Here is a 26,596-nt window from a genome sequence, read left to right as displayed (position 1 = left end):
GCCGCCGGCGAACCCGTCTTGGTCATTTCATCCTAGGCGCCTCCGCTCTCCGGAAGCGACACAATGTAATAACTAATCGGTACCGGCTTTTGTTCCCGGCAACTTTACGCCCGGTAACTTCGCAGGCTGCGAAGGTCAGCCGGACAGGGCCTCAAGCAGTCTTTCCAGCGCGGCGCCGCACGCAGCGGCCCGGATGTCCGGCCGGCTGCCGGTAAAGGTGTATTCGAAACCGGCGGTGCCGGCAGCCGTGGCAATACCAATGTAAACCCGGCCCACGGGCTTGCCGTCATGGGCCTCGGGGCCAGCGACGCCGGTGGTGGAAAGCCCGACGTCGGCGCCCAGGACAGTGCGCGCCCCGGCCGCCATGGCACGGGCGACGTCGGGGTCGACGGAGCCGGCACGGGCCAGCAGGTCGGAAGGGACGTGCAGCACCGCGTCCTTCACGGAGTTCTGGTAGGCCACCACGCCGCCCTGGAGCATGCCGGAGGCTCCGGGCGTGTCGGCGAGGACCGCGGACACCATTCCGGCCGTCAAAGATTCCGCGGTGGCAACGGTCCGTCCTGACTCGAGCGCCTGCCTGACGGCTTGGGCGGCCAGCTGGTGGAGGTTGCTCATGCCTGTTCCTGCCCTTCCGCGGTCCCTGCCTGGCGCTTGCCCTTCGCACGGAGGCGCATGGCTTCAATCACGTATTCAACGCCGGTCCACAGCGTGATTGCCACGGCGGCCATCATGACGGCAAACGCTACCCATGACATCCACGGCGCGAACGCCCCGAACGGCAGCAGGTACAGGAAGATCGCTGCGGTCTGCACGACGGTCTTGAGCTTGCCGCCGCGGGAAGCGGGGATGACGCCGTAGCGGATCACGAAGAAACGCAGCGCAGTGATGCCCCATTCCCGGACCAGGATCACCAGGGTTGCCCACCAGGGCAGTTCGCCCAGCAGGGACAGCATCACCAGGGCGGAGCCGATGAGGAGCTTGTCGGCGATGGGATCGGCGATCTTGCCGAAGTCCGTAACGAGGTTCCGGCTCCTGGCGATATCGCCGTCGAGCTTGTCGGTGTAGATGGCGACGGCGAACGCCGCCACCGCCGCCCAGCGCCACGGTCCGGAGGTACTGTGCAGCCCCGGCGCATCCGCGACGAGGAACCACACGAAGAACGGGACCAGCACAATGCGGATCATGGTCAGGACATTGGGAAGGTTCCAGACCCCGGCTCGGCCTTGGCCGGCGGCGGTGGCATCGGTGCTAGTCACGTTCCTAGGCTACCGGCCTAGCGTCCCGTGAGGGACCACGCGTTTCGGAGCCGTCGTCGTCATCGCCGTAGCCGCCCGGGGCCGAATCCGAGCCGTCGTAGTATTCGACATTCTGCTTCCTCTGGTCCAGGTCCGCAGCCACCAGGTCTTCGGCGTAGCCGCCCTGGGCGATGTTGGCGTTGGCATTGTCACTGAGTGCGGCGGTCTGCGAGTCAGGCGCCGCAGGGGCTTCCTGGCCCTTCATCGCGGCGAGGACGGCGGCGAGGTCGTCCGGCTTCACCAGGACGTCACGCGCCTTGGAACCCTCCGAGGGGCCCACCACTCCCCTGGATTCGAGGAGGTCCATGAGCCGGCCGGCCTTGGCGAACCCGACCCGGAGCTTGCGCTGCAGCATGGAGGTGGAGCCGAATTGGGTGGTGACCACCAGTTCGGTGGCCTGCAGCAGCACCTCGAGGTCGTCCCCGATGTCGTCGTCGATCTGCTTCTTTTCCGCTTCAGGGGCGACGTCGTCACGGTAGACAGCCTGCAGCTGTCCCTTGACGTGCTCCACCACTTTGTGGATCTCCGACTCCGTGACCCAGGCGCCCTGGACACGCATCGCCTTGGAGGCGCCCATGGGCAGGAAGAGCGCGTCACCCTGGCCGATGAGCTTCTCGGCGCCCGGCTGGTCCAGGACCACCCGGGAGTCCGTGACGGAGGACGTGGCGAAGGCCATGCGCGAGGGCACGTTGGCTTTGATGAGGCCCGTGACCACGTCGACGGAGGGCCGCTGGGTGGCCAGGACCAGGTGGATGCCGGCGGCACGGGCCAGCTGGGTGATGCGGACGATGGAGTCTTCGACGTCGCGGGGGGCCACCATCATGAGGTCGGCGAGTTCGTCGACGATCACCAGCAGGTACGGGTAGGGCCGGATGACGCGTTTGGAGTCGACCGGCGGCTGGACCTTGCCGGCGCGCACGGCCTTGTTGAAGTCGTCGATGTGCTTGAAGCCGTAGTTGGCGAGGTCGTCGTAGCGGGCGTCCATTTCCCGTACCACCCACTGCAGCGCTTCGGCCGCCTTCTTGGGGTTGGTGATGATGGGAGTGATCAGGTGCGGAACGCCCTCGTAGGCGGTCAGTTCCACACGCTTGGGGTCCACCATGACCATGCGGACCTCGTCCGGGGTGGCACGCATCAGGATGGACGTGATCATTGAGTTCACGAAGGACGACTTACCGGCACCGGTGGCACCAGCCACCAGGAGGTGCGGCATCTTGGCCAGGTTGGCCACCACGTAGCCACCCTCCACGTCCTTGCCCACGCCCATGACCATCGGGTGATCCGTGCGGCGGGCGTTCTGGCTGCGGAGGACATCGCCCAGGGAGACGGTTTCGCGGTCCGTGTTGGGGATCTCGATGCCGATGGCCGACTTGCCCGGGATGGGGCTGAGGATGCGGACATCGCTGGAGGCGACGGCGTAGGAGATGTTCTTGGACAGGGCGGTGACACGCTCCACCTTGGTGCCCGGCGAAAGTTCGATCTCGTACCGGGTGACGGTGGGGCCGCGGCTGAAGCCGGTGACGGTGGCGTCAACGTTGAACTGCTGCAGGGTATCGGTCAGGGCGGCGACGACGGCGTCGTTCGCTTCCGTGCGCTCCTTGGGGATGGATCCGGGGGTCAGGAAGTCCGAGGCCGGGAGGGTGTACGTGACATCGCCGGCGAGCGAGAGCTGCTCGGTCCGCTGCGGGATGGGAACGGGCGGCGGCGCGGGCGCCACCGGGTTCGAGGGCACGGTGGGCGCGGCGGCAGGCTTGCCCGGAGCCGCGGCACCCGGGATGACCAGGGGGATGGCTTCGGTGGCGTTTTCCGGCGGGGCCGCCTGCGAACCGGCGCCCAGGCCCTGGGCGGCCTTGATCTTCTCGACGGCGATCTCCGCCTGGGTGGGCCGACGCACGCCCGGCGCGGGCCGGGCAGGTTCCTGCTCGTCGTCGTCAATGACGGCGTGCTCAAACGCTTCGTCGCCTACGTAGCCCTCAAGGCCCGGCTCGGACTCCTGGTCCTTGCCAAAGAGCTTGCGCTTCTTCTTGCGGGGTGCGGCGGGGGCCGTCCGTTCCAGGTAGCTGCGGTCGTGGACGTCGGGGCGTTCCTGGTCCATCAGGTCGATGCCCATGAGGTGCTCGTAGGCTCCGCGGATGCGGCGCGGGATGGCCGTGAACGGGGTGGCCGTGATAATCAGCAGGGACACGAAGGCGAGCAGGCCGTAGAGGGCCACAGGAACGGCGGGATGGATGGCGGCCAGCGGCGTGGCGGCCAGGAAGCCAAGCATGCCGCCGGCTTTGCGGAGGCCGTCGAAGCCGTCGGCGACGGTGGGCTGGCCGCCCAGGATGTGCGCCAGGCCGCAGCCGGCGAACGTCATAATCAGGAAGCCGATGCCCACCCTGTTGTTGCCCCGGCCGTCGGAGGGCTGCCGGAACAACCGGAAGGCGCAGACGAACAGCATGAGCGGAAGCAGCAGGGAGATCCAGCCGAAGGTGCCGTTCACCACGGCGTAGACGGCGTCCGGGAACCAGCCCGTCAGGCCCCACCAGGCGAACGTGGCGATGAAAACCCCCAGCGCCAGGTTGAACAGCGCGGCGCCGTCGCGGCGGTCCTCGGCAGGAAGGTCACTGACGTCGTGGCCGATGCGGCGCACTCCCCCGCCCACCAGATGGCCCATGCCCAGCCATGCTCCGCCGACAACGCGCAGCAGCCACGGCTGGTGGTGTTCGACGGCGGGAAGCTGGCGGGTGCGCGCGGTGCTGGATGAGCCGCCGCGCCCTGCCTTGCTGGCAGTGGAGCCGGTTCCGCGGGCTGTGGAGCTCCCGGATTTGCTGCCGGAGCTGCCCCTGCCGGTACCTTTGGGCGCGGAAGTAGTACGTGTGGCCATAGTAGCCACGGTACCGGAAGCATGCTGTGATTCCGGGGATATCGGGGCCCGGGGAGCGCATCGGTTGGGGGCACCGGCCGCACCGCCCGGACACGCGGAAGGCCCCGGTTCGCGGTGAACCGGGGCCTTCCGAACCTGCCCTGCGGCAGCGGAGCTAATCTCAGGCCTCGAGCACCACCGGGATGATCATGGGCTTGCGGCGCAGCTTGCGGTTGACCCACGTGCCCACGACGCGGCGCACCACCTGCTGGAGCTGGTGGCTGGTGTGGTCGGCGTGGTTCTGGACTGCTTCTTCCAGTGCCGCGTTGATCTTGGGGATGATGTCGTCGAAGACTGAATCGTCCTCGGCAACACCGCGGGCGTGGATCTCGGGCCCGGACACCACCTTGCCGGTGGCCCGGTGGATAACCGTGATGATCGAGATGAAGCCTTCATCGCCCAGAATGCGGCGGTCCTTGAGGTCCGCGTCGGTGATTTCGCCCACGCTGGAGCCGTCAACGTAGACGAATCCAACCTCCACCTGGCCCACGATGTCCGCCTGGTGGTCGCGGAGGTCGATGACCGTGCCGTTGTCGGCAAGGATGACGCTGGCTTCCGGGACGCCGGACTCAATGGCGATCTTGCCGTTGGCGATCAGGTGGCGGGTCTCCCCGTGCACGGGCATGGCGTTGAGCGGCTCGAGGATGTTGTAGCAGTAGAGCAGTTCCCCGGCTGCTGCGTGGCCGGACACGTGGACCTTGGCGTTGCCCTTGTGGATCACGTCGGCGCCGAGCTTGAGGAGACCGTTGATGATCCGGAACACCGCATTCTCGTTGCCCGGGATGAGGCTGGAGGCCAGGATGACGGTATCGCCGTCGCCCACCACCACGCGGTGGTCGCCGTTTGCCATCCGGGACAGGGCCGCCATGGGCTCGCCCTGGGAGCCGGTGGACATGAGGACCACGCGGTTGTCCGGCAGGTTGTCGATGTTCTTGATGTCGACGATCAGCCCGGAAGGGACGTCCAGGTAGCCCAGCTTCTCCGCGATGGCCATGTTGCGGACCATGGAGCGGCCCACAAAGGCCACCTTGCGGTTGTGCTTGGCAGCGGCGTCAAGGACCTGCTGCACGCGGTGGACGTGGGAGGAGAAAGACGCCACGATGATGCGCTTGGTGGCCTGGCCGAAAAGCCGCTCCAGGGTGGGGCCGATTTCCTTCTCGGCCGTGGTGAATCCGGGCACGTCGGCGTTGGTGGAGTCGGACATGAAGAGGTCAACGCCCTCCTCGCCCAACTTGGCGAAGTGGCGCAGGTCGGTGATGCGTCCGTCCAGCGGCAGCTGGTCCATCTTGAAGTCACCGGTGTGCAGGACCGTGCCGCCGGCCGTGCGGATGAACACGGCAAGGGCATCCGGGATGGAGTGGTTGACGGCGACGAACTCGCATTCGAACGGCCCGAATTTCTCCACCTGGCCTTCTTCAACGGTCAGCGTGTAGGGCCGGATGCGGTGCTCCTGCAGCTTCGCCTCGATCAGGGCCAGCGTCAGCTGGGAGCCCACCAGGGGGATGTCGTTGCGCAGGCGCAGCAGGTACGGCACGGCGCCGATGTGGTCCTCGTGGCCATGAGTGAGGATCACGGCCACGACGTCGTCCAGCCGGTCCTCAATGTACGAGAAGTCCGGCAGGATCAGGTCAACACCGGGCTGGGTTTCCTCGGGAAAGAGGACGCCGCAGTCCACGATCAGCAGTTTGCCGTCGATTTCGAACACGGCCATGTTCCGGCCGATCTCCCCCAGCCCGCCAAGCGGGACGATCCGCAGGGTGCCCTGGGGCAGGCGCGGAGGGGTGACGAGGCCGGTAAGGGCAGTTTGGGTCATAGTGCACTTCTTTCCAGGCGGAAGGGTGCCGGTCTTAGCCTCAGGAGAAGACCAGCCCCGCTTCCGCCAAATCCCCGCGGATGGTTTCGATCTCGGTTTCGTCCGGCTCCACGAGGGGCAAACGGACAATCGAGTTGGGCAGGACTCCCTGCCATTTAAGAATCTGTTTGGCTGCCACGGCCCCCTGGACACGGGTCATGGTTGCGCGGACCACGGGCTGCAGCTCGAAGTTGATCTTGCGCGCAGTCCCAAGGTCATTGGCGTTGACGGCGTCGATGAGCTCGCGGAAGCGGCGGGTGGCGACGTGGGTGGTGACACCCACCAGGCCGACGGCGCCCAGCGCCATCCAGGGAAGGGTCAGCCCGTCGTCGCCCGAGTAGAACAGGAGGTCGGTTTCCGCCATGACGCGGGTGGCTGCGGTGAGGTCTGCCTTGGCGTCCTTGACGGCGACGATGTTGGGGTGCTGCGCCAACCGGATCATGGTGTCGGGTTCGATCGGAATCGAGGACCGGCCGGGGATGTCGTACAGCATGACGGGTACGTCCACGGCGGAGGCGATGGTCTCGAAGTGGGCGCGGACACCGGCCTGGCTGGGCTTGTTGTAGTAAGGGGTCACCAGGAGGAGGCCGTCGACGCCGAGGGCAGCAGCCTGCTGGGAGAGGTGGACCGAGTGCGCGGTGTCATTGGTGCCGGTCCCGGCAATGATGGCCGCCCGGCCGCCCACGGCGTCCTTCACGGCGCGGAACATGCCGAGGTTCTCTTCGTCAGTCAGCGTGGAGGTCTCGCCGGTTGTGCCGGTGACCACCAGGCCGTCACAGCCGTCGTCGACCAGCTTGCTGGCCAGCGCTGCCGCCTGGTCGTAATCCACTGCGCCGTCCTTGGTGAACGGCGTGACCATGGCGGTCAGGAGGGTACCGAGGGCAGGGATATGCGCGGAAGAGTCAGCCATGGAAAAAACGTTACCCTGTCCCCGGCTGGTTAGGACAATGCCACGGGCGTGACGAACGTCAAATACGGCGACGCCCTGGCCGTGGAGCGTCCGCCCCCGCATGGCAATAGCGGCCGACCGCCGACTGCCGAAGGCCCTCTGCCCAGGATGCGAGCCGCTGCGCCGCCCGCACGTAATGGAACAACTCCGTGGGCGTCAGGGCATCAAGATCCGTTTCAGCAAGCCTGCGGGCCAGCTCTGCCCCCTCCGGCTGGGCCGCAAGGCTGACGCCTTCCCGTTCCCACGCAACGTCCTCCGCGGGCCGCCCGGAAACGAGCTGGCGGAACAGGTAGTCCACCACTCCTGGACTCATCGCCTTCAGTGGCCCGTCCGCGGCGCCAGGATCCCCGGGCGGAAGGTCGTCCGGGGCGTAACGGCGCGGCAGGCTCCCGGACTGCACGTGATCCGCCTGGGCGGTGCCTGCCGGCGCACGGCCCTCCCATGCAGGACCCGCCTGCACATTGCCCGCCTGCACATTGCCCTCCCGCACGGGGGCTGCCTGCAGACTGCCCTGCGGGGCTTCCGGCTGCCGGCGCCCTTGCCCGCTGGTTTCATGGGCGGCTCCCCCGGCCGCTCCTCCCCTGGATCCGGATGCTCCGGACGACGTCATTTCCATACCCGACATGCTATTCGAACATATATTCGAATACAAGGGATGCTGGCGCTCCGGGCACCGCTGGCACCCGCTGTGACAAGCGACCCAGGAGCAGCATGTGAGACGATCTGGTCATGACGTCCCGAAGCCCGGCCACCCGGTCCCGCAAGGCCCCAGGCAGGCAACAACAGGGGCGCCTCCGGGGCATCGACGCCGCCCGCGGCGTGGCGTTGCTGGGCATGATGGCCACCCACCTGCTGCCGACGTTCGAATCGAATGCAAACCTCACGCCAACCTGGATTGGCCTCACCTTCTCGGGCCGGGCCGCCGCCCTCTTCGCCGTGCTGGCCGGCGTGGGACTTGCCCTGTCCACCGGGAAGGACAAGCCGCTGGCGGGCCCCGGGCTCTCCGCCGCCCGGCGCGGTGTGGCGCTGCGCGCCCTGGTGATTGCCGCCGTCGGACTTACCCTGGGCGGCCTGGAGGTGAACGTGGCCATTATCCTGGTCCACTACGCCGTGCTGTTCCTGTGCATCCTCCCCTTCCTGGGGCTTGGCGTGAAGCCGCTGTGCGCCTGGGCCGGTGGCTGGATCCTTGCCTCGCCCGTGCTGGCATACCTCATGCGGCCCTGGCTCCTTGCCCCTGAGCCTCCCCTGAAGCTGGGCCACAACCCGGGCTGGGAAGACCTCGGAACACCTTCCCGGCTGCTCGCGGATGTGTTCTTTACCGGCTACTACCCTGTGTTCCAGTGGCTGTCCTACCTGCTGGTGGGGCTGGTGATCGGGCGCCTGGTCCTCACCAAGGCACTGGTTCCCATATTGCTGCTGGCGGCCGGAACGGTGGTGGCCGTGGCAGCCAAGGCCCTGGGGGCAGCGGCCATGGAGGACTGGGGCGGCCTGGCAGCGCTGGGAAAGGTCCTCAATTCCCCGGGGTATCCGCTGGGCAGCGTGCTGCAGGTCAACCTGACAGGTATCCCCCAGGAGGGCTCCTGGTGGTGGCTGGCATCGGCCGCACCGCACTCGGGAACTCCGCTTGACCTGCTGCACACCTCGGCAGTGGCGGCGGCAGTCATTGGCGCCTGCCTGCTGCTGGGGCGCCTCGCGGAGTGGGTGGACCTGGACCTGCTGCTTCCGCTGCGCGGGGCCGGCGCCATGACGCTGACCCTGTACACAGTGCACGTCTGGGTGGTGTCCAGCTTCTATCTGAAACCCCTGCCCGCCGGCTGGACGGAGGACGGGATGTACTTTGCCCAGGCGGCCACCGCCATCACTATCGGCATTGTCTTTGCGCGGCTGTCCTGGCGCGGCCCGCTGGAATGGGCGGGCCATGCGGCGGCCATGGTGGGCCGGGGCGGCTTCAAGGCCCTCTCCTGAACCAAGGCCGTGCACCTCGTCCGGCCCGGCTTCGCCCCGCCCTGGAATGAAAAAGAACCCGCGCCCCCACCGGAAAGTGGGGCCGCGGGTTCCGTTCTGAAACCGGCTGCAGTGCGTCGGCTGCTACTGCGGGGTCAGGGTGAAGGTGGCCGTCTTGTCGCCGAAGTCATCGTTGACAACAACCTGGGTGGGGCCCTTCTTCACATCAAACGCAATGACGCCCTGGCGGACATCGCCGGCACCGACCTCGTCGGTGGGCAGGGCGCCCATGCCATCGTCAAGATAGACCAGTTCGCCCTCTTTGCCCTCGGCGTCGTAGACCTTGAAATTCGAGGGGCTGGAGAAGCTGCTTCCGGTCAGCGTCTCCCAGGACACCTTGACCGCGAGGAAACCGCCGTTCTTCGGCTGCATGTAGGTCATGCCCGGGATTTCGGCCGTGTAGATGGAATCGAGGACGCTGATCTTGACAGTGTTGCCTTCGGACACGGTGGCAACGAAGGAGTTCGCACCGGCGTCGGCGCCACTGGACGGAGCGGCTCCGTTCGACGGGGTTGTTCCACGCGACGGGTTGGGCGCTGCCTGCGAGGCCGACGGAAGCTCGGGAGATACGGGGAGCTTCCGGTTGTCGAGGGCAGCTCCGATCATGGCGACGGACATGATGGTCAGCAGGATTCCGGTGATGATGCTGATGAGCCAGACGACGCCGGTGATGATCCAGGCCTTCTTCTTGTTCTCCGGGTAGCCCTCAAGCGGGCGGCCATCCTTGTCCCTGGTGTTTCCGGTCAAGGTGATGATCAGGTCCACGATGGCCCAGATGCCGAGGCCGCCGGCCGTCAGGAGCTTGGCGATGGCCGAGCCGATCTTGCCAAGGTAGAAGCGGTCCGCGCCGAAGGTACCCAGCAGCAGCGAAAGGATCCAGGTTGTCATGAACGACTTCCGGGGACCGTCCGGGTAGGGGCCGCTGCCGTGGAGCCCCGGCTGGTAATCCCCCTGCGGAGCTCCGGGGTAGTGCCCCTCAAAAGTGGATTGTCCGCCGAAGGTGGACGGGGCCGGCGGAATGGGCGGAGCGGACGGCCCGCTCTGCGATGGGTTGGGGAAATTCGGGTGGCTCATGGATGGTCCTTCTGTCCAAAGGTGCGGGTTCTTGGGTGCACGGGTGCAGGTGTGCGGGCGGTTCAAGGGTGGGGTGCGTGCAGCATCAGGCAGCCTCCGGCTTCCCGGCACGCGGCAAGGGAGCGCTGGTGCGTGGCAGGGATGGGTGCGGCTGCCCGGGGAGAGGGCCTGGGGTACAGCTGGCCCACGCCCGCGGCATGGACATGGCCAACCTCATGCTTTCCCCCAAAGCTAAAGAGTCTTTACTAAACAAAACCTACCGCGGACGGCAACGGACTGCGATGGGCAGAAATGCCCATCGCACTAAACGGCGCAGGAGGCCGCGGAGCGCGGGGCCTGCGGGAGCAGGGCCGGCGCAGGCCGGTATCAGGAGGCGGCGGTGAAGAGCTTCACGGCGTCACGCATGGACGCCCGCGCACGTTTGCGGTCGCCGGCCGCGTCGTAGGCACAGCTGAGGCGGAACCAGGAACGCCAGTCATCGGGAGCGGCCTCGGCTTCGGCCCGGTACTTTTCGAATTCAGCGTCCGCCGCGGCCCGGACGATCCGGCCGCCCGGCGTGCGCGGAAGCTCATCGACGGGCAGCCCGCCTTCGGCTTCCAGGACCTTGGCCATCTGCTCGGTGCGGGTACCGAACATCAGCTCGCGGATCAGGGCCCAGGCACCCACCACAGGCAGCACCAGGTAGGCGGCGCCGATGGCCTTGGCCGTGAGGTTGCTGTCCGTCAGGAGCAGGAGTGAGCGTTGGAACGACACCACCAGGTAGAAGACCAGCAGCAGCGTCACAGCGCCCACCCAGATCTTGGTGCGGTTCTTCCGGAAGCCGGCAAGGAGCCCGTTCACGGCTTAGAGCCCCAGGTCCAGGTAGCCGTCCAGGCCGAAGGTCAGCCCCGGGTGTGCGGCAACGTTGCGCAGGCCCAGGAGCACGCCGGGCATGAACGAGGCGCGGTCGAAGGAATCGTGGCGGAGGGTCAGTTGTTCGCCCGGGCCACCCAGGAGGACTTCCTGGTGTGCCACGAGGCCGCGAAGCCGGACACTGTGGACCCGGACGCCGTCCACCTCACAGCCGCGGGCGCCGGCACGTTCACTGGTGGTGGCATCCGGGCTGGGCGGCACCTGCGCTGCCCGGCGTTCGGCGGCGATCAGCTCAGCGGTGCGGACTGCGGTGCCGGAAGGGGCGTCCACCTTGTCCGGATGGTGCAGCTCGATGATCTCCACCGATTCGAAGTATTTGGACGCCTTCGCGGCGAAGGCAGAGGCCAGCACCGAGCCCAGGGCGAAGTTGGGGGCGATGAGAACGCCGGTCTCCGGGTGCGCTGCCAGCAGGGATTCCAGGGCGGACAGCCGCCCCGTGTCCCAGCCGGTGGTTCCCACCACGGCGTGGATGCCGTGCTCGACGGCGAAGCGGACGTTCGCTTCGGTGCTTTCGGGAACCGTCAGGTCCACCACGTACCGGGCACCTGAGGCTGCCAGCTGCTCCAGCGAGTCACCCCGTCCCAGGGCTGCAACGAGCTTCATGTCGGGCGCGGCGTCGATGGCCTTGACGGCCTCGGCGCCCATGCGTCCATTGGCACCAAGGACGGCCACCAGCTTGGGAACGGAGTGTTGTTCGGTCATGGCATTAACCCTACCGGCGGGACGGGTGCGGGCAGGAACCGGATGGCGTGCGTTACCTCGCACCCGGGGGCCGTCCGGGCAGCAGCGTCAGCTGCCTGCGCCGACCCATTCGACGGTGCCGTCCGAGAAGAACTGTTCCTTCCAGATGGGCACCTGTTCCTTAATGCGGTCCACCAGATCGGAGCAGACGGCGAACGCCTGCCCGCGGTGCGCGGCGGACACCGCGCACACCAGGGCGGGGTCCCCGATCTCCAGCATCCCGATCCGGTGCGCCGCCCAGATCCGGACGGGCTGTCCGGTGCCGGCACCTGCTTCGGCGTTCTGTTCGGCAACGAGGCGCGCGACGACGTCGGCCATCACCTGGTGCGCCGTGGGGTGCGCACTGTAGCTGAGGCGCTCAACGGCCTTGCCGCCGTCGTGGTTGCGCACCACGCCGCTGAAGCTGACCACGGCGCCGGCCGTGTCGCTTTCCACTGCGGCGATTGCCTGGTCCACGGAGATGGGCTCCGCGCTCAGGACCGCGCTCACTACTTCGAATGCTTCAGTGCCCATGTCCGCCTTCCAGCTGGTCACAAAGATGTCCGATCACCGGGTCCAGGACGGTCAGCCCGTCCATGACGCCTTTGGGCGATCCGGGCAGGTTCACGATGAAGGTACGCCCGGCGGCACCGGCATATCCCCGGCTGAGGGCAGCCAGCGGGGTCTTGGCAGCGCCGGCGCGGCGAATCGCCTCCATGATGCCGGGGATTTCCCGGTCCAACAGCGGCAGGGTGACGTCCGGTGTCCGGTCGTCCGGGCTGAGGCCGGTGCCGCCGCTGGTGATGACGACGGCGGGGTGCTGGGTGAGGAGCGCCCGGATGGCGGCGCCCACGGGATCGCCGTCGGGGACCACCATGGCCGGGAAGACGTCGAAGCCATGTTCAGTGAGCCAGTCGGTGATGACCGGTCCGGTCTCGTCGTCGTAGATGCCGGCGGCGGCCCGGGTGGAGGCGATGACGACGCCGGCCTTCCGCCCCTGCACGTCGCCGTGCCGGTGCGGTTCGGGGAGATGCAGGATGTGGGGGGTGGTCACAGGGCCCAGTCTCCGCTCTTGCCGCCACTCTTGGCCAGCACCTTGATGTCTGTCAGGACGGCATGTTTGTCCACGGCCTTGATCATGTCGTAGACGCTGAGGGCCGCCACCGACGCGGCGGTCAGGGCCTCCATTTCCACTCCCGTGACGCCCCGTGTCTTGACAGTGGAGCTGATGGAGACGGCATCTTCGCCGAGGTCGAAATCGACCGTGACTTTGGCGAGGGGCAGCGGATGGCACAGCGGAATCAGGTCCGGGGTCTTCTTGGCCGCCATGATGCCGGCGACGCGGGCGACGGCCAGCGCGTCCCCCTTGGGAAGCCCCCCGGTGCCCAGGAGCCGCATCACCTCCGGGGTGGTCCGGACCGTGGCGGTGGCCGTGGCCTCGCGGGTTGTTTCTGCCTTGGCGGAAACATCCACCATCTGGGCGCTGCCGTCCTGGCGCAGGTGCGTCAGTGCGGGGGTTTGTTCTGCGTTCACAACATCCATACTTCCACCTCGTCGCCGGCGGCGAGCTCCGTTACGCCAGCGGGAACGTGGACCAGGACGTTGGAACCGGCGAGCGCGTGCATCAGGTGCGAGCCCTCGCCGCCCTCCAGCTTCACGGACCCGTCCGGCTGCAGGCTTCCACGCCGGACCTGGTGCTTGTGCGCGGGGGACGCCAGGGGCTGGTCCAGGCGGGCACGCAGGGGCAGCCTCGGTGCCGGCGCCCCGAGGAATGCTGACAGGGCGGGACGGAGGAACATTTCAAAGGACACCAGGCAGCTGACCGGATTGCCCGGGAACCCAAGGAAGGGAACGCCGTCGAATGTTCCGATTCCCTGGGGACCACCGGGCTGCATGGCCACGTGCAGGAACTCGACAGGCTGGCCTGCCATCGCCTGGCGCACCACCTCGTAAGCGCCCTTGCTGACCCCGCCCGTGGTCACGATCAGGTCCGCGCGCGGGCTCCCGGCGCGCAGCAGCGCGAGCAGTTCCGCGGGGTTGTCGGTGGAAATGGCGGTGCGCCGGACAGTCAGCCCGGCCTGCTGCATGGCGGCTTCCAGGAGGGTTCCGTTGGAGTCGTAGATCTTGCCCGGCGCGAGGTCCCGGCCGGGATCCACCACCTCGTCCCCGGTCGTGACAAGCAGGACGGTGGCGGCCTTAGAAACCGTCACTTCCGGGATGCCCAGCGCGGCGAGCAGCCCCAACTGCGCCGGCCCCAGGCAGGTACCGGCAGCCAGGGCCCGCTCCCCCGCAGCAATGTCGCTGCCGGCGGCGCGGACATACATTCCCGGGGCGGTGGCAGGCAGTTTCACGTCGCCGTTCCAGTTCACTGCGCCGTCCGGGCCGGGCTCCGGGAAGCGGTCCGGCACCGCCCTTTCAATGGGTACGACGGCGTCAGCCCCCTCCGGGATCATGGCGCCGGTCATGATGGGGGCGGCCGTTCCGGGCGCCAGCGGCTGCGGGCTGGACCCGGCTGGAACCGGGGGCACGATGCGCAGGTCCGCGCCGGCGCCCGACAGGTCGCCCGAGCGGACGGCGTACCCGTCCATCTGCGAGTTGGCGAACGGAGGAAGGCTGATCGGAGCGGCGACATGGTCCACCAGGCCGCGGCCCAGCGCCTGGATGAGCGGCAGGACTTCCGTGCGCTCCGGCGAGCGGAGCGGCTGGAGGAGTTCCGCAACGGCGGCGGCATGCGCAGCGACGCTCCGCGCATGCTCGGCCTTGCCGTGGGGGTGGCTGGTCATGGGTACGCCTTTGGTCGCGGCCATCAGGATTTCACGTCCACTCTAGCCGTGTGGAATCCCGTAGCTCCGTCCGGCGCCGGGGGCCGCGCCGTTTCGTCCTGGGGTTCACCCAACAGGTTCGTGGCCCGGACCTGGACCTCGTACTGCCCCGGGGTGAGGTGGACGGCCAGCTTCCACTGGTACCACGTGTCCACCGAGATGCCCGGGGCCAGCTCGGCTTCCTGCCACGGTCCCCGGTTGACCCGCAGCTCCACTTTCCCAATGCCGGTGTGCTGGGCCCAGGCAACTCCGGCGAAAACCACGGTTCCTGCGCTGACCGGGCGCCCGCTGCGGGGCACGTCGATGCGCGACGACGTCTTGATGGGCCCGCGCGCGGACCAGCCCCGCGGCGTCCAGTACCCGGCGTCGTCGGCGAACCTGGTGACCTTGAGCTCGGTGACCCACTTGGTGGCTGACACATAGCCGTAAAGGCCGGGGACCACCAGGCGGACCGGAAAGCCGTGCTCCAGCGGCAGGGGCTCACCGTTCATGCCCACGACAAGCAGGGCGTCCCTGCCGTCGGTGAGGGCATCCAGTGGCGTTCCGGCGGTCCAGCCATCGGCGCTTCGGGAGAGGACCATATCCCCGCCCGGCTGGGGACCGGCCAGGGCCAGCAGTTCACGCACCGGCCAGCCGAGCCAGCGGGCGTTGCCAATCAGGTCCCCGCCCACCTCATTGGACACGCAGGCAATGGTGACGTGGCGTTCAACCAAGGGCTTGGCAAGGAGGTCGGCGAAGGAAAGCTGGACTTCGCGGGCCACCCGTCCGGTGACTTTGAGGACCCACGTCTCCGGGCTGACCGCGGGGACAGCCAGCGCTGTGTCGATTCGGTAGAAGTCCGGGTTCGGGGTGACCAGCGGCGGCATGCCGGCCACGCCCGGCTCTGCAGCGGCGGGAATGGGCGGCGCGGCTGACGCCGGCAGGGGAAGGGAAATGCGTGCCCTGGCTTCACTGACCGCTGCGGCGGCGCCGCGCCAGATTCCCGCCAGCACTCCGCCCAAAGCAGTGGCCGCGGCAGTGGTGGCAAGGGCCTGGAGGAAACTGCGTCGGGAAGCGGCGGTGCCGGTTCCGGCAGGCCCTGTGTCGCCGGGGCCTTCGCCTTCCGGGCCTGCGTCTCCAGGTTCCAGGTCCTCCCACGCCTGCAGCCGCCGGGCCAGGAAACGCAACAGCACGACGGCGACTGCCGCGGCCAGGAGCGGAAGCACGAGGGCTGCAGGGGTCACCTGGGACCGTGTCAGGACCGCTGCCACGCCGGCCAGCCCGAAGATGCCCATCACGGCGGCACCGGCGAACCGCCGTCGGCGCTCGAGGACGCCGGCAACTGCGGCCAGCACGGCAATGGCCAGCGCCATGGCCGCCAGGAGCGCAGCCTTGTCCGCCGTGCCGAAGAGGGCGATGGCCCAGTCCTTGACACCGGGCGGGACGGCATCGATGACAGCCCCGCCCACAGCGGTCAGCGGTGAAAGGGAGGGGCTGGCAAGACCTGCCGCCAGCTCCCCCACGGCGACGCCGCCGGCGGCTGCACCTATTCCGGCAGCCGCGGCCCAGCGGGCCCCGGTGCGCAGGACTGCCCGGTGCCGGACGGGACTTTCCGCACGCTCCCCAAGGCCGGCGCCGTCGTCGTCCGCTCCGTGCTTTTGCCGGGAACTCCTCACAACTTCCAGCATAGGTTCGCCGGCGCTCCCCGCGTGGATGATGTCCCCGGATGCGCCAGGTGCTTCCGTCTCCCGGTCACAGGTGTGATGCGCGGCGCAACGTGGCGTAGCCTGAATTCATGAGTGTCCAGCTAGGCATGCCGCAGCCGCGGGAGGAAGCAGCATCGGCGCTGCCCGGCGTCCCCGCACGACGGCCCGCGGATGCGCCGGCGGGACTGGCGGACCGGTATGGCCGCCGCGCCACGGACATGAGGCTGTCCCTGACGGACAAGTGCAACCTCCGCTGCACCTACTGCATGCCGGCGGAAGGCCTGGAATGGCTCGCCAAGCAGGCGGTGATGTCCGCCGGGGAAATCGTGCGGATCGTCAAGGTCGGCGTGCAGCAGCTGGGCGTCCGGGAACTGCGGCTGACCGGAGGTGAGCCTTTGGTCCGGCATGACCTGGTGGACATCATCGCGGCCCTGCGGGCCAACCACCCGGACCTGCCGATCTCCATGACCACCAACGGCGTCGGCCTGGCAAAGAAGGCGGCGGCGCTCAAGGACGCCGGGCTGACCCGCATCAACGTGTCGTTGGACTCGCTGCATGAAGAGACGTTCACCAAGCTGACCCGGCGCCCATTCCTCAACCAGGTCCTGGCCGGCGTCGACGCTGCTTGGGCTGCCGGCCTTGGCCCGGTCAAACTGAACGCGGTCCTGATGCGGGGCATCAACGACGCCGAGTCGCCGCAGCTGCTGGCGTGGGCGTTGGAGCGCGGGTACGAACTGCGGTTCATTGAACAGATGCCGCTCGATGCCGACCATGGCTGGACGCGGCGCAACATGATCACCGCCGCCGAAATCCGCGGACTGCTGTCCCGGGACTACGTCCTCACCCCGGATCCCCGGGCGCGTGACGGCGCTCCCGCGGAGCGGTTTGAAGTACGACGGCGGGTGGCGGGTTCCGCTGATACCGACAGCCCGGTTTTGGGAACAGTGGGCATCATTGCCTCCGTCACCGAACCGTTCTGCGCCGACTGCCGCCGCACCAGGATTACTGCCGAGGGCAAGATCATGAGCTGCCTGTTCTCACGCGAGGAGTTCGACCTGCTGGGCCTGCTGCGCGCGGGCGCCTCCGATGCGGAACTGGCGCAGCGGTGGCAGGACGCCATGTGGATCAAACCAAAGGCCCACGGCATGGACCACGTGGGACTTGACGCTGCGGACTTCGTCCAGCCGGACCGCAGCATGAGCGCCATCGGGGGCTGACATAGATGCTTGTACGCTATTTTGCTGCCGCGCGCGCTGCAGCCGGCTTCGAGGAAGAAAAGTTCCAGCTGCCCGAGGGCGCCACGGTAGCGGACCTGCTGGCAGCCATCGCCGCCGTGGAGCGCGCGGAGCCTCCGGCGGGCACTCCGCCGCTTCCCCGGCTTCTTTCGCGGAGCAGCTTCCTGCTCAATGAGGTGGCCGTGCGGGACCAGGCAACCGTCCTTGGCCCCGGCGACGTCGTGGACGTGCTGCCGCCCTTCGCCGGGGGCTAGGCGCTTAGGGCTGCTGGAGCCATGACGGTTTTGACTGTCGGGGTTTCGCGGTAGGGGCTTGATTGTCAGACCCACGCTGGATGATGTGGGTATGGGAATCAGCGGTGGTCTTGGGGCGGTGTTGGAGGGTGTTCATACCTCTGTTGCTGCCCTTGATGCTCTCGCTCTTGAAGACCGGAACCTCGAACATTCAGCGCTGAAAGCTGCGGCTGGCGATATTGACGTGCTGCAGCACCGGTACGAGCTGTGCCTGGAAGGCTTGGGGCTGATGGCCCGGCTGGAGGCGCAGCTCGCCGCGGTAAAGTCCCGGCAGGCTGCGCGGGCCGTTGAACTGCAGGAGGCGATGACGCCGCCGGATGCTTCGGTCCAGGACCGCACCTACGCGCAGATGTCGACGGTGGAGGAGATCGCCGGGGTCCTGACCCTCAGCTCTGCCGCAGCTGGGGTGTTCGTGGAGCAGTCGCGGCGGATTTGTTCCCTGCCGCTGGTGTTCGATGCACTGTCCGCCGGGGACATGTCGTGGCAGCACGCCCGGATTGTCGCGGACGAAACCGAAGGCCTCGATGGGGCTGGTGCTGTTGCGTTGGTTGCGCATTTCTTCGACCCCGACGCACCCCAGCCCGCCCGCGGCGCGGCCCCCGGCGACCTCGTTCCGTCCCGGTTCCGGGCGAAGGTCCGTGGTTGGCGGGAACGCCACCACCCCGAGTCGATCGAGAAACGCCACGCAAAGGGAGTGGCTGACCGGCGGATGGAATTCACCCCCGACCGCGATGGCATGGCCTGGGTCTCGCTCTACCTCCCCGGCGACACCGCCTGCGCCGTCTGGAACCGGACCACCGCCACCGCCCGCGGACTCCAAGGCCCCGACGAACCCCGCACCCTCACCCAGCTCCGCCCCGACATCGCCGCATCACTGCTCCTCGGCACTGGGAACACCACACAGACCGGCAAATCCACGGAGGTCGGGCAGGTCCCCGCCCCGCGGGCAGACGTCCTGGTGACGGTGCCAGTATTCTCCCTGCTCGGCCAAACCGACGAACCCGCAATGCTCGATGGTTTCGGGCCGATTCCGGCCTCCATGGCCCGCAAACTTGTCGCCGACGGGGCTGACTCGTTCTACCGGGTCCTCGTCGACCCCAGGGACGGGGCACCCCTGGAAATCGGCAGGAAGAACTACCGGCTCACCGAAACCATCAAACGCTGGATCAGGCTGCGCGACGCCAAGTGCACGTTCCCCGGCTGCACCAACCGCACCCCCGACAACGACACCGACCACCTACAAGCGTGGGAACACGGCGGCACCACGGGAATCAGTAACTTGGCACAGCTCTGCCCTAAGCACCACCGGCTCAAACATCACAGCCAATGGACACCAGATCCGGCCAACAAGAATGAACCACCCGGCTGGACCTCACCCACCGGACGCCATTACAACCCAGAGCATCAGGATGCAGAACCAACCCACTGGCCGCCAGGAGTGGGACTCTTAAATGCGTTTCCCTATGAGGAAAGTGCATTGCTGGGCACAGACCCGCAGGAAAAGTTTCTTACGCCAGAAGCGATCCCCCTCGACGACCCCCTGTGGGATGAGTTCTACTCGCGCCCTTTCATGCTGCCGCCAGACCCATTGAAGGACTGTTGGAACAAGATGCAGTCCTGGCCATAGTGGACCTCAAGCGCTCCCCCTTCACACTGTGGGCCCTCGACACCCCGGCGAGCAGTTCAAGCCAGTCGAAGCACCTCAGTCCCGGCGGAAGACCGAGCGCATAAACGGCCTGTAGGCCGGGCTTCGTCCATCCGCAGCGGCTTCCCCACCTGCTGTGCCGCCGTCGTCGTCCCTGGCAACTGAGCGCAACTCGGTGACGTGGGTCAGGACACCGTCACGGAGCAGGAGGGAGTGGCGGGTCCATCCGGCGTCGCTGGGACGATCAACGCGGAGGACGCCGTGGCGCCAGGTACAGCGCGCGGCAGTACCGGGCGGCACGCCAGTACTGTCCACGTAATACCAGAGCACGTCGTTGTGGACCGGATCGACAGTGAAGATGCCGTGGCCTTCAAAATGGCTGCCGTCCGGTTCGACGTGGCGGTAGCTCTGCACGACGCCCAGTCCCGCGGCCACCCGGCTGTAGGTCACCTCGGCGTCGACACTGCGTTCGGGCCCCCATGGGCCTGCAGCGACGTGGGTTTGGCCCCGCCAGTGGCCCAGAAGGCCGGACAGGGCAGGATGCCCTTGCTCCATTTCGTGCACCGCCCATCGCCCCGCCTGCAGACATGAACCCCCTGCACCTCAGGATGGACTCTTCTGCGTGGCGCCGCCAGCCTCTGTGCCGTATGCAGCCGGTTGGCTACAGCCCGAAGGTCTCGGTCTCGTGGAAGGGACCTACTACCGTGATGGTCCGCGGCGCGGCAGCAAGTTCGGCTGCAAGTTCCTGGACCTGTTCGGTGGTGACGGCTTTGATCAGCCGCAGGGTTTCATCGATGTCCTGGTATTCACCGGACACCAGCTCGGCGCGGCCCAGCCGGGACATCCGGGAGCCGGTGTCCTCCAGTGCCAGGACAATTCCGCCGCCGAGTTGCCCCACGGCTTTGCGGAGTTCGTCGTCGGAAATTCCGTGTTCGGCGAGCTTGTCGAGCTCAATACCCAGCAGGTCCACCACCTGGCGCACCTTCGACGGGGTACAGCCCGCGTACATTCCAAAGTAGCCGGCGTCGGCATAGGACGACGCAAAGGAGTAGGTGGAGTAAACCAGTCCACGCTTCTCGCGGACCTCCTGGAACAGCCGGGAAGACATGCCTCCGCCCAGGACCGCGTTCAGGACGCTCATGACGTAGCGCCGTTCGTCGGTGGCAACGATCGTGGGGCATCCCATGATGATGTTTGCCTGCTCCACGGCGCGCTTGACCACATGCAGGCCGGCAGTTCCCGTGATCAGGGCACGGTCGGTGGAACGACGCTGCACCGGCGCGGCGTCGGCTTTGAGGGACCAACCGGCGGTCTGCAGGGCATCCACCACCAGTCCGCACACCATGTCGTGGTCCAGGCCGCCCGCGGCGGTGATCACCAGTTCTTCAGGCTTGTAGTACCGGCGGTAGTGCTCCCACACTGAATCGCGGGCCACGGCCTTGATGGCGGCCGGGGTGCCGCCAATCGGCCGTCCAAGGGGGTGGCTGCCGAGGACCGCGGCGACGAAGTGCTCGTGCGCCACATCCGTGGGGTCATCGCTGTCCATTGCGATTTCCTCCAGGATGACATCCCGTTCCTGCTCCATCTCGTCAGGATCCAGCACGGCGCCGGTGATCATGTCCGCAATGACGTCGATGGCCATGGGGAGGTCGGAGTCCAGGACGCGGGCAAAGTAGCAGGTGCTTTCCTTGGCTGTTGCCGCGTTTGATTCGCCGCCCACCTCATCAAAGGCAGAGGCGATTTCCAGGGCCGTGCGGCGCCTGGTGCCTTTGAACAGCAGGTGCTCCAGGAAGTGGGTGGACCCGTGCTGGCCGGGCGCCTCGTCCCGGGACCCCACACCCACCCAGAACCCGATGGTGGCCGACCGCTGGCCCGGCATCGCCTCCGTCAGTACCCGCACTCCCCCTGGCAGCACTGAACGCCGGACCTCGGACCCACCGTCGGAGCCGTGGACCAGGGTGTCGCCGGCGTGGTTCTGCTCAAGCGGCAGGGGTACAACAGTCATTGATGCCTTTCAGGACGGGCAGCCGGATCTGGCTGCCATCGTAACAGCGGCGGGACCGGTGGATCATCCACCGGTCCCGCCGATTCGTGCTTATGCCGGGAAGCCCGGGCTGTTAGACCTCAGCGCCTTCAGCGGGCTCCGTGGTGTGGGCGCGTTCGGTGTCTACCTCCGCGCCTTCTTCCTCGGCAACCACCGGGGCGAGCGAGAGCTTGCCGCGGTCATCGATCTTGGTGATTTCCACCTGGACCTTCTGGCCCACCGAAACAACGTCGTCGACGTTGTCCACGCGCTTGCCGTTGGCCAGCTTGCGGAGCTCGGAGATGTGCAGGAGGCCGTCCTTGCCCGGGGTCAGCGACACGAAGGCACCGAAGGTGGTGGTCTTGACGACCGTACCCAGGTAACGCTCGCCGATCTCGGGGACCTGCGGGTTGGCGATGGCGTTGATGGCGGAACGTGCTGCGTCTGCAGACGGACCGTTCGTGGCGCCAATGTAGACCGTGCCGTCGTCCTCGATGGAGATGTCGGCGCCGGTGTCCTCCTGGATCTGGTTGATCATCTTGCCCTTGGGGCCGATGACCTCGCCGATTTTGTCCACGGGGATCTTGACGGCGATGACGCGCGGTGCGAACTCGGAGAGCTCGTCCGGGGTGTCAATGGCCGAGTTGAGGACCTCGAGGATGTGCAGGCGGGCTTCGCGGGCCTGCTTCAGCGCTGCGGCCAGCACCGAAGCGGGGATGCCGTCGAGCTTGGTGTCCAGCTGGATGGCCGTGACGAACTCAGAGGTACCGGCAACCTTGAAGTCCATGTCACCGAAGGCGTCTTCGGCGCCGAGGATGTCGGTCAGCGCCGCGTAGCGGGTCTGGCCGTCAACCTCGTCGGACACCAGGCCCATGGCGATGCCGGCGACGGCGGCCTTCAGGGGCACACCGGCGTTCAGCAGGGACAGGGTGGAGGCGCAGACGGAACCCATCGACGTCGAACCGTTGGAGCCGAGGGCCTCGGATACCTGGCGGATGGCGTAGGGGAATTCCTCGCGGGACGGCAGCACGGGCACAATGGCACGCTCTGCCAGGGCGCCGTGGCCGATTTCGCGGCGCTTGGGCGAGCCCACGCGGCCGGTCTCACCGGTGGAGTACGGCGGGAAGTTGTAGTTGTGCATGTAGCGCTTGCGGGTGACGGGAGACAGCGAGTCGATCTGCTGTTCCATCTTGAGCATGTTCAGCGTAGTGACACCCATGATCTGGGTCTCGCCGCGCTCGAAGATGGCCGAACCGTGAACGCGGGGCAGAACCTCAACCTCCGCGGTGAGCTGGCGGATGTCCGTCAGGCCACGGCCGTCGATGCGGATCTGGTCCTTGAGGATGCGCTGGCGAACAACGTGCTTGGTGACCGAGCGGAAGGCTGCGGACAGTTCCTTCTCGCGGCCTTCGAACTGGCCTGCCAGGTTGGCGAGGACTTCGTCCTTGAGTGCGTCGGAAGCGTTGTCGCGTTCCTGCTTGTCGGCGATCTGGAAGACGGCGGCGAGCTTGTCGGCGGCAGCGGACTCGACGGCAGCGTAGGCGTCGTCCTCGTAGTCCAGGAAGACCGGGAACTCGACCGTGGGCTTGGCAGCGCGGGCGGCCAGGTCAGCCTGGGCGTCGCACAGGGCCTTGATGAACGGCTTGGCAGCCTCCAGGCCCTCGGCCACAACCTCTTCGGTGGGGGCGGTGGCGCCCTGTTCCTTGATGAGGTTCCAGGAGTTGTCCGTGGCTTCGGCCTCGACCATCATGATGGCAACGTCGTCACCGGCAACGCGGCCGGCAACCACCATGTTGAACACGGAGTTCTCGAGCTGGGAGTGCTTGGGGAAAGCAACCCACTGGGAGCCGTTTTCGTCGTTCACCAGGGCAACGCGGACGCCGCCGATGGGGCCGGAGAACGGCAGGCCGGACAGCTGCGTGGACATGGAGGAGGCGTTGATGGCCACCACGTCGTAGAGCTCGTCCGGGTTGATGGCCAGAACGGTGACCACGATCTGGACCTCGTTGCGCAGGCCCTTGATGAAGGCGGGGCGCAGCGGGCGGTCCATCAGGCGGCAGGCCAGGATGGCTTCGGTGGACGGGCGGCCTTCGCGGCGGAAGAATGAGCCCGGGATACGGCCGGCAGCGTACATGCGCTCTTCGACGTCGACGGTCAGCGGGAAGAAGTCGAAGCCTTCACGCGGGTGCTTGCCGGCGGTGGTTGCGGACAGCAGCGCGGTGTCATCGTCGATGTACACCATGGCCGCGCCGGCTGCCTGCTTGGCAAGCCGGCCGGTTTCGAAGCGGATTACGCGCTTGCCGAAACGGCCATTGTCAATGACTGCTTCCGAGAACTGGATTTCGGGACCCTCCAAGAGAGTCACCTCCGTTTCTTTTTTACGGAAGTCCAGCCGCATCAACCTGGCCAGCATCTGTCTACTGGCCCTGCACCCGGTCATCGATCGAGACCCACGGGCCGCCGGCTTCAGTCAACGAAGCCGTTCCCGGGGATCACTACCGAGGACCGCGAATGCGTGATGCGGTTGATCCTCCTGTTTAGTTTTTCATTTGAAGAAGGCGGCCCGTTCCGGATGGAAAGGGCCGCCCCAAAGCCAGACTAGCGGCGCAGGCCGAGGCGCTCGATGAGCGAACGGTAGCGGGCGATGTCAGTCTTCTTGAGGTAGCTCAGCATGCGCTTGCGGCGACCAACCATGGCCAGCAGACCGCGCTGGGTGTGGTAGTCGTGCTTGTGCTCCTTCATGTGCTCAGTCAGATCCTTGATCCGCTGGGTCAGGACGGCAACCTGGACCTCCGGTGAACCGGTGTCGCCTTCGGCGGTTGCGTATTCCTTGATGATGGACTGCTTTACAGCGGCGTCAAGTGCCACAATAACTCCTTGGGAATGTGCCGTGAGGGCCCAGGTCAGTAACTCACTGCCGGGTCTGCCGTGTTCGTCCGCCCCGGTAATCCGGAAGGGGCCGCCACCAACAGGAACCAGCCGCCACGGACTGCAGCCGGATCCATCGCCCAGTTTACCGGCCCGGGCCTAACCTTGTCGAAACACCTGCGGCGGGATCACCGCTGTGGTCAGCCCTGCAGCCTGTCCCGGATGGCGGCCATGCCGTGAAGCACTTCGGCAAAGCTGGTGCTCAGGGGTGACAGGCCCACCCGGATGCCGTGCGGCGAGCGGAAGTCGGGGATGACATCGCCGTCCCACAGGGCCTCGACGGTGGCCTTGGTGAACCCAGCGTGGTCCACCGTGATGTGGCCGCCCCGCTCCCCCGGATTCCGTGGCGTGGCCAGCTCGGCTCCCAGGGGTGCCAGCCACGCATCGAAGACCTCAACGGCGAAGGCGGTAAGGTCTTCGGACTTCGACCGGATGGCGGCCATGCCGGCCTCTTCGATGAGGTCCAGGGTTCCCTGCATGGCGATCATGCCGAAGATCGCGGGAGTGCCGCTGAGGAATCCGCGGATGCCGGATGCCGGCTGGTAGCCGGCCGCCATTTCGAAAGCGTCTTTGCGGCCCATCCAGCCCCAGATCGGCTGGTTCAGTGCGGGCAGGTGCCGCGCGTTGACGTAGGCGAACGCCGGGGAGCCGGGGCCTCCGTTGAGGTATTTGTAGGTGCAGCCCGCGGCGAAGTCCACGTCCGCGCCGTCCAGGTCGATCTCCACCGACCCCGCCGAATGGCACAGGTCCCACACCACCAGGGCGCCGGCGTCGTGCACTGCTTTGGTGATGCCGGGCAGGTCAGCGAGGTGGCCTGAGCGGTAGGCGATCTGGCTGAGGAGGACGACGGCGGTGCGCGGCCCGGTGGCCTGGCGCACCTGCTCGAGGGTCACCCCTGCGGCGGGGTCCGGTTCAATCCAGCGGAGGGTCAGGCCTTCCTCGAGGGCGATGCCTTCCACCAGGTAGCGGTCGGTGGGAAAGTTCTCGGTATCCAGCACCAGCTCGTTCCGGTCCGGGTCCGCCACGGCGGCGAGGGCTGCCCGGATCAGCTTGTACAGCACAACGGTGGTGGAGTCGGCGATGATGGTCTGCCCCGGCGCCGCACCCAGGACGGCACGGCCCAGCTGGTCGCCGACGGCCTGCGGCATGGCGAGCCACTGTTCGTCCCAGCCGCGGATCAGCCGGCCGCCCCAGTCGTCGCGGATGAAGGAGGCGACGTCGTCCGCCGTGCGCTTCAGCGGCCTGCCGAGCGAGTTGCCGTCCAGGTAGGACAAGGGTATGTCCGTGCCGATGAAGTGGTCCCGGTAGTGCGCCAGGGCGTCTTTCCGGTCCAGCTCTTCGGCGCGCTGCCGGAGCGTCCCTGCTGCCCCGCCGGCGGTGTCTTCTTCGTGGATGCTCATTGTCCGATCTCCGTCCTGACGGCGAATAATTCCGGGAAGAATGTCAGTTCCAGGGCCTTCTGCAGGAAAGTCACACCGCTGGATCCGCCGGTGCCGGTCTTCATGCCGATGGTCCGCTGGACGGTGCGCAGGTGCCGGAACCGCCAGAGCTGGAAGTTGTCCTCCAGGTCCACCAGTTCCTCGCAGGCCTCGTAGGCCGCCCAGTTGTCTGCGGCATTCTCGTAGATGTGCTTGAAGAGCGGTACCAGCTCCGGGGTGAACTCATGGGCGCGGGTCACGTCCCTGTCCAGGACTGCGGGTGGGACGTCGAAGCCCTGCCGGGAGAGGTAGGCCAGGAACTCGTCGTAGATGCTGGGAGCAGCAAGCAGTTCCTCGAGCATTGCGTGGGCCTCAGGATCGGATTCGAAGACCGGCAGCATCTTGCGGTTCTTGTTTCCCAGGACGAATTCGACGGCCCGGTATTGTGCGGACTGGAACCCTGACGAGTTGCCCAGGAAGCCCCGGAACTGCGAATACTCGGTGGGTGTCAGGGTGGCCAGCACGGACCACTGTTCGGTGAGGGTCTTCTGGATGTGCTTGACCCGGGCGATGCCCTTGAGCGCCGAACCGAGGTCGTCTTCGCGGAGCCAGGCAGCGGCGCTGCGCAGTTCATGCAGGACCAGTTTCAGCCACAGCTCCGTGGTCTGGTGCTGGATGATGAACAGCAGTTCGTCGTGGTGTTCGGGCTGGCTGACCGGCTGCTGGGCACTGAGCAGGGTGGGGAGCTGCAGGTAGGAGGCGTAGCTCATCCGTGAGCTGAAGTCGCGGACAATCCCCTTATCCAGCTTGCGGGTGTTCTTCTCGACGGACACGTC

General features: G+C 67.1%; 23 protein-coding genes and 1 pseudogene. 4 read left to right on the top strand and 20 right to left on the bottom strand.

What is annotated here, in order from left to right:
- Window positions 1-135: 135 nt before the first annotated feature.
- From MRBLMD1_RS16090 to MRBLMD1_RS16065, 6 genes and pseudogenes are all read right to left on the bottom strand, one after another.
- Window positions 136-615, bottom strand: coding sequence for a CinA family protein (locus MRBLMD1_RS16090; RefSeq protein WP_159632330.1), 480 nt, complete (start codon window positions 613-615; stop codon window positions 136-138).
- Window positions 612-1,256, bottom strand: coding sequence for a CDP-diacylglycerol--glycerol-3-phosphate 3-phosphatidyltransferase (gene pgsA, locus MRBLMD1_RS16085; protein WP_159632331.1), 645 nt, complete (start codon window positions 1,254-1,256; stop codon window positions 612-614). The genes MRBLMD1_RS16090 and pgsA overlap by 4 nt, the downstream gene beginning before the upstream one ends.
- Before the next feature lie 17 nt (window positions 1,257-1,273).
- Window positions 1,274-4,161: pseudogene (locus MRBLMD1_RS16080) on the bottom strand (DNA translocase FtsK).
- Window positions 4,162-4,321: 160 nt separating this feature from the next.
- On the bottom strand, window positions 4,322-6,013 hold the full coding sequence (locus tag MRBLMD1_RS16075; RefSeq protein ID WP_159632332.1) for a ribonuclease J: 1,692 nt from the start codon (window positions 6,011-6,013) through the stop codon (window positions 4,322-4,324).
- Window positions 6,014-6,053: 40 nt separating this feature from the next.
- Entirely contained in the window at window positions 6,054-6,962 is a 909-nt protein-coding gene (dapA, locus tag MRBLMD1_RS16070) for a 4-hydroxy-tetrahydrodipicolinate synthase (protein ID WP_141940780.1), read from the bottom strand.
- Window positions 6,963-7,020: 58 nt separating this feature from the next.
- Window positions 7,021-7,617 carry a hypothetical protein gene (locus MRBLMD1_RS16065; protein ID WP_364401353.1) on the bottom strand — a complete coding sequence of 199 codons (597 nt, stop codon included), beginning with the start codon at window positions 7,615-7,617 and terminating at the stop codon, window positions 7,021-7,023.
- A 113-nt stretch (window positions 7,618-7,730) separates the two neighbouring features.
- On the opposite strand from MRBLMD1_RS16065, the gene MRBLMD1_RS16060 reads away from it, so the two are divergent.
- On the top strand, window positions 7,731-8,966 hold the full coding sequence (locus tag MRBLMD1_RS16060) for a heparan-alpha-glucosaminide N-acetyltransferase domain-containing protein (protein WP_364401350.1): 1,236 nt from the start codon (window positions 7,731-7,733) through the stop codon (window positions 8,964-8,966).
- 123 nt (window positions 8,967-9,089) lie between these two features.
- Here the strand turns inward: MRBLMD1_RS16060 and MRBLMD1_RS16055 are convergent, their stop codons facing one another.
- The 8 genes from MRBLMD1_RS16055 to MRBLMD1_RS16020 all read right to left on the bottom strand — a co-directional run bounded on the left by MRBLMD1_RS16055 (window position 9,090) and on the right by MRBLMD1_RS16020 (window position 16,188).
- Window positions 9,090-10,079: a TM2 domain-containing protein gene (locus tag MRBLMD1_RS16055; RefSeq protein WP_364401347.1), complete on the bottom strand. Its 990-nt coding sequence runs from the start codon at window positions 10,077-10,079 to the stop codon at window positions 9,090-9,092.
- A gap of 366 nt (window positions 10,080-10,445) precedes the next feature.
- Complete coding sequence (locus MRBLMD1_RS16050; protein ID WP_364401344.1) at window positions 10,446-10,919, bottom strand: hypothetical protein; 474 nt, start codon at window positions 10,917-10,919, stop codon at window positions 10,446-10,448.
- 3 nt (window positions 10,920-10,922) lie between these two features.
- Window positions 10,923-11,693 carry a 4-hydroxy-tetrahydrodipicolinate reductase gene (gene dapB / locus MRBLMD1_RS16045; RefSeq protein ID WP_224025602.1) on the bottom strand — a complete coding sequence of 257 codons (771 nt, stop codon included), beginning with the start codon at window positions 11,691-11,693 and terminating at the stop codon, window positions 10,923-10,925.
- An 87-nt stretch (window positions 11,694-11,780) separates the two neighbouring features.
- On the bottom strand, window positions 11,781-12,245 hold the full coding sequence (locus MRBLMD1_RS16040; protein WP_159632337.1) for a molybdenum cofactor biosynthesis protein MoaE: 465 nt from the start codon (window positions 12,243-12,245) through the stop codon (window positions 11,781-11,783).
- Entirely contained in the window at window positions 12,235-12,765 is a 531-nt protein-coding gene (locus MRBLMD1_RS16035) for a MogA/MoaB family molybdenum cofactor biosynthesis protein (RefSeq protein WP_159632338.1), read from the bottom strand. Before MRBLMD1_RS16035 ends, MRBLMD1_RS16040 begins: the two co-directional genes overlap by 11 nt.
- Entirely contained in the window at window positions 12,762-13,253 is a 492-nt protein-coding gene (gene moaC, locus MRBLMD1_RS16030) for a cyclic pyranopterin monophosphate synthase MoaC (RefSeq protein WP_224025601.1), read from the bottom strand. Before moaC ends, MRBLMD1_RS16035 begins: the two co-directional genes overlap by 4 nt.
- Window positions 13,241-14,494: a gephyrin-like molybdotransferase Glp gene (gene glp, locus MRBLMD1_RS16025; RefSeq protein ID WP_364401338.1), complete on the bottom strand. Its 1,254-nt coding sequence runs from the start codon at window positions 14,492-14,494 to the stop codon at window positions 13,241-13,243. Before glp ends, moaC begins: the two co-directional genes overlap by 13 nt.
- Window positions 14,495-14,517: 23 nt before the next feature.
- Window positions 14,518-16,188, bottom strand: coding sequence for a molybdopterin-dependent oxidoreductase (locus MRBLMD1_RS16020; RefSeq protein WP_414703701.1), 1,671 nt, complete (start codon window positions 16,186-16,188; stop codon window positions 14,518-14,520).
- A 119-nt stretch (window positions 16,189-16,307) separates the two neighbouring features.
- Here MRBLMD1_RS16020 and moaA point away from each other — a divergent pair, with 119 nt between their 5' ends.
- From moaA to MRBLMD1_RS16005, 3 genes are all read left to right on the top strand, one after another.
- On the top strand, window positions 16,308-17,435 hold the full coding sequence (moaA, locus tag MRBLMD1_RS16015; protein WP_364401335.1) for a GTP 3',8-cyclase MoaA: 1,128 nt from the start codon (window positions 16,308-16,310) through the stop codon (window positions 17,433-17,435).
- Between the two features lie 5 nt (window positions 17,436-17,440).
- Window positions 17,441-17,707: a MoaD/ThiS family protein gene (locus MRBLMD1_RS16010; protein WP_159632342.1), complete on the top strand. Its 267-nt coding sequence runs from the start codon at window positions 17,441-17,443 to the stop codon at window positions 17,705-17,707.
- A 91-nt stretch (window positions 17,708-17,798) separates the two neighbouring features.
- The gene (locus MRBLMD1_RS16005; protein WP_364401331.1) at window positions 17,799-19,373 is read left to right on the top strand and encodes an HNH endonuclease signature motif containing protein; all 1,575 of its coding nucleotides are present in this window, start codon (window positions 17,799-17,801) and stop codon (window positions 19,371-19,373) included.
- 75 nt (window positions 19,374-19,448) lie between these two features.
- On the opposite strand, the gene MRBLMD1_RS16000 is transcribed toward MRBLMD1_RS16005, so the two are convergent.
- From MRBLMD1_RS16000 to kynA, 6 genes are all read right to left on the bottom strand, one after another.
- Entirely contained in the window at window positions 19,449-19,946 is a 498-nt protein-coding gene (locus MRBLMD1_RS16000) for a DUF1579 family protein (RefSeq protein ID WP_275180322.1), read from the bottom strand.
- Between the two features lie 106 nt (window positions 19,947-20,052).
- Window positions 20,053-21,396: a M16 family metallopeptidase gene (locus MRBLMD1_RS15995; RefSeq protein ID WP_364401327.1), complete on the bottom strand. Its 1,344-nt coding sequence runs from the start codon at window positions 21,394-21,396 to the stop codon at window positions 20,053-20,055.
- A 112-nt stretch (window positions 21,397-21,508) separates the two neighbouring features.
- The gene (locus tag MRBLMD1_RS15990; RefSeq protein WP_364401478.1) at window positions 21,509-23,770 is read right to left on the bottom strand and encodes a polyribonucleotide nucleotidyltransferase; all 2,262 of its coding nucleotides are present in this window, start codon (window positions 23,768-23,770) and stop codon (window positions 21,509-21,511) included.
- A 242-nt stretch (window positions 23,771-24,012) separates the two neighbouring features.
- Window positions 24,013-24,282, bottom strand: a complete 270-nt coding sequence (rpsO, locus tag MRBLMD1_RS15985) for a 30S ribosomal protein S15 (RefSeq protein WP_043452786.1) — start codon at window positions 24,280-24,282, stop codon at window positions 24,013-24,015.
- A gap of 200 nt (window positions 24,283-24,482) precedes the next feature.
- Window positions 24,483-25,742 (bottom strand): kynureninase, encoded by a 1,260-nt coding sequence (locus MRBLMD1_RS15980; RefSeq protein WP_364401323.1) that lies wholly within the window; start codon window positions 25,740-25,742, stop codon window positions 24,483-24,485.
- A complete protein-coding gene (gene kynA / locus MRBLMD1_RS15975) occupies window positions 25,739-26,593 on the bottom strand; it encodes a tryptophan 2,3-dioxygenase (RefSeq protein ID WP_224025592.1) in 855 nt (284 codons plus the stop codon). Before kynA ends, MRBLMD1_RS15980 begins: the two co-directional genes overlap by 4 nt.
- Window positions 26,594-26,596: the final 3 nt, after the last annotated feature.

The sequence above is a fragment of the Pseudarthrobacter sp. LMD1-1-1.1 genome (genome assembly GCF_040676255.1).
Taxonomy (GTDB): Bacteria; Actinomycetota; Actinomycetes; order Actinomycetales; family Micrococcaceae; genus Arthrobacter.
This window is presented reverse-complemented; position numbering and strand designations above follow the sequence as displayed.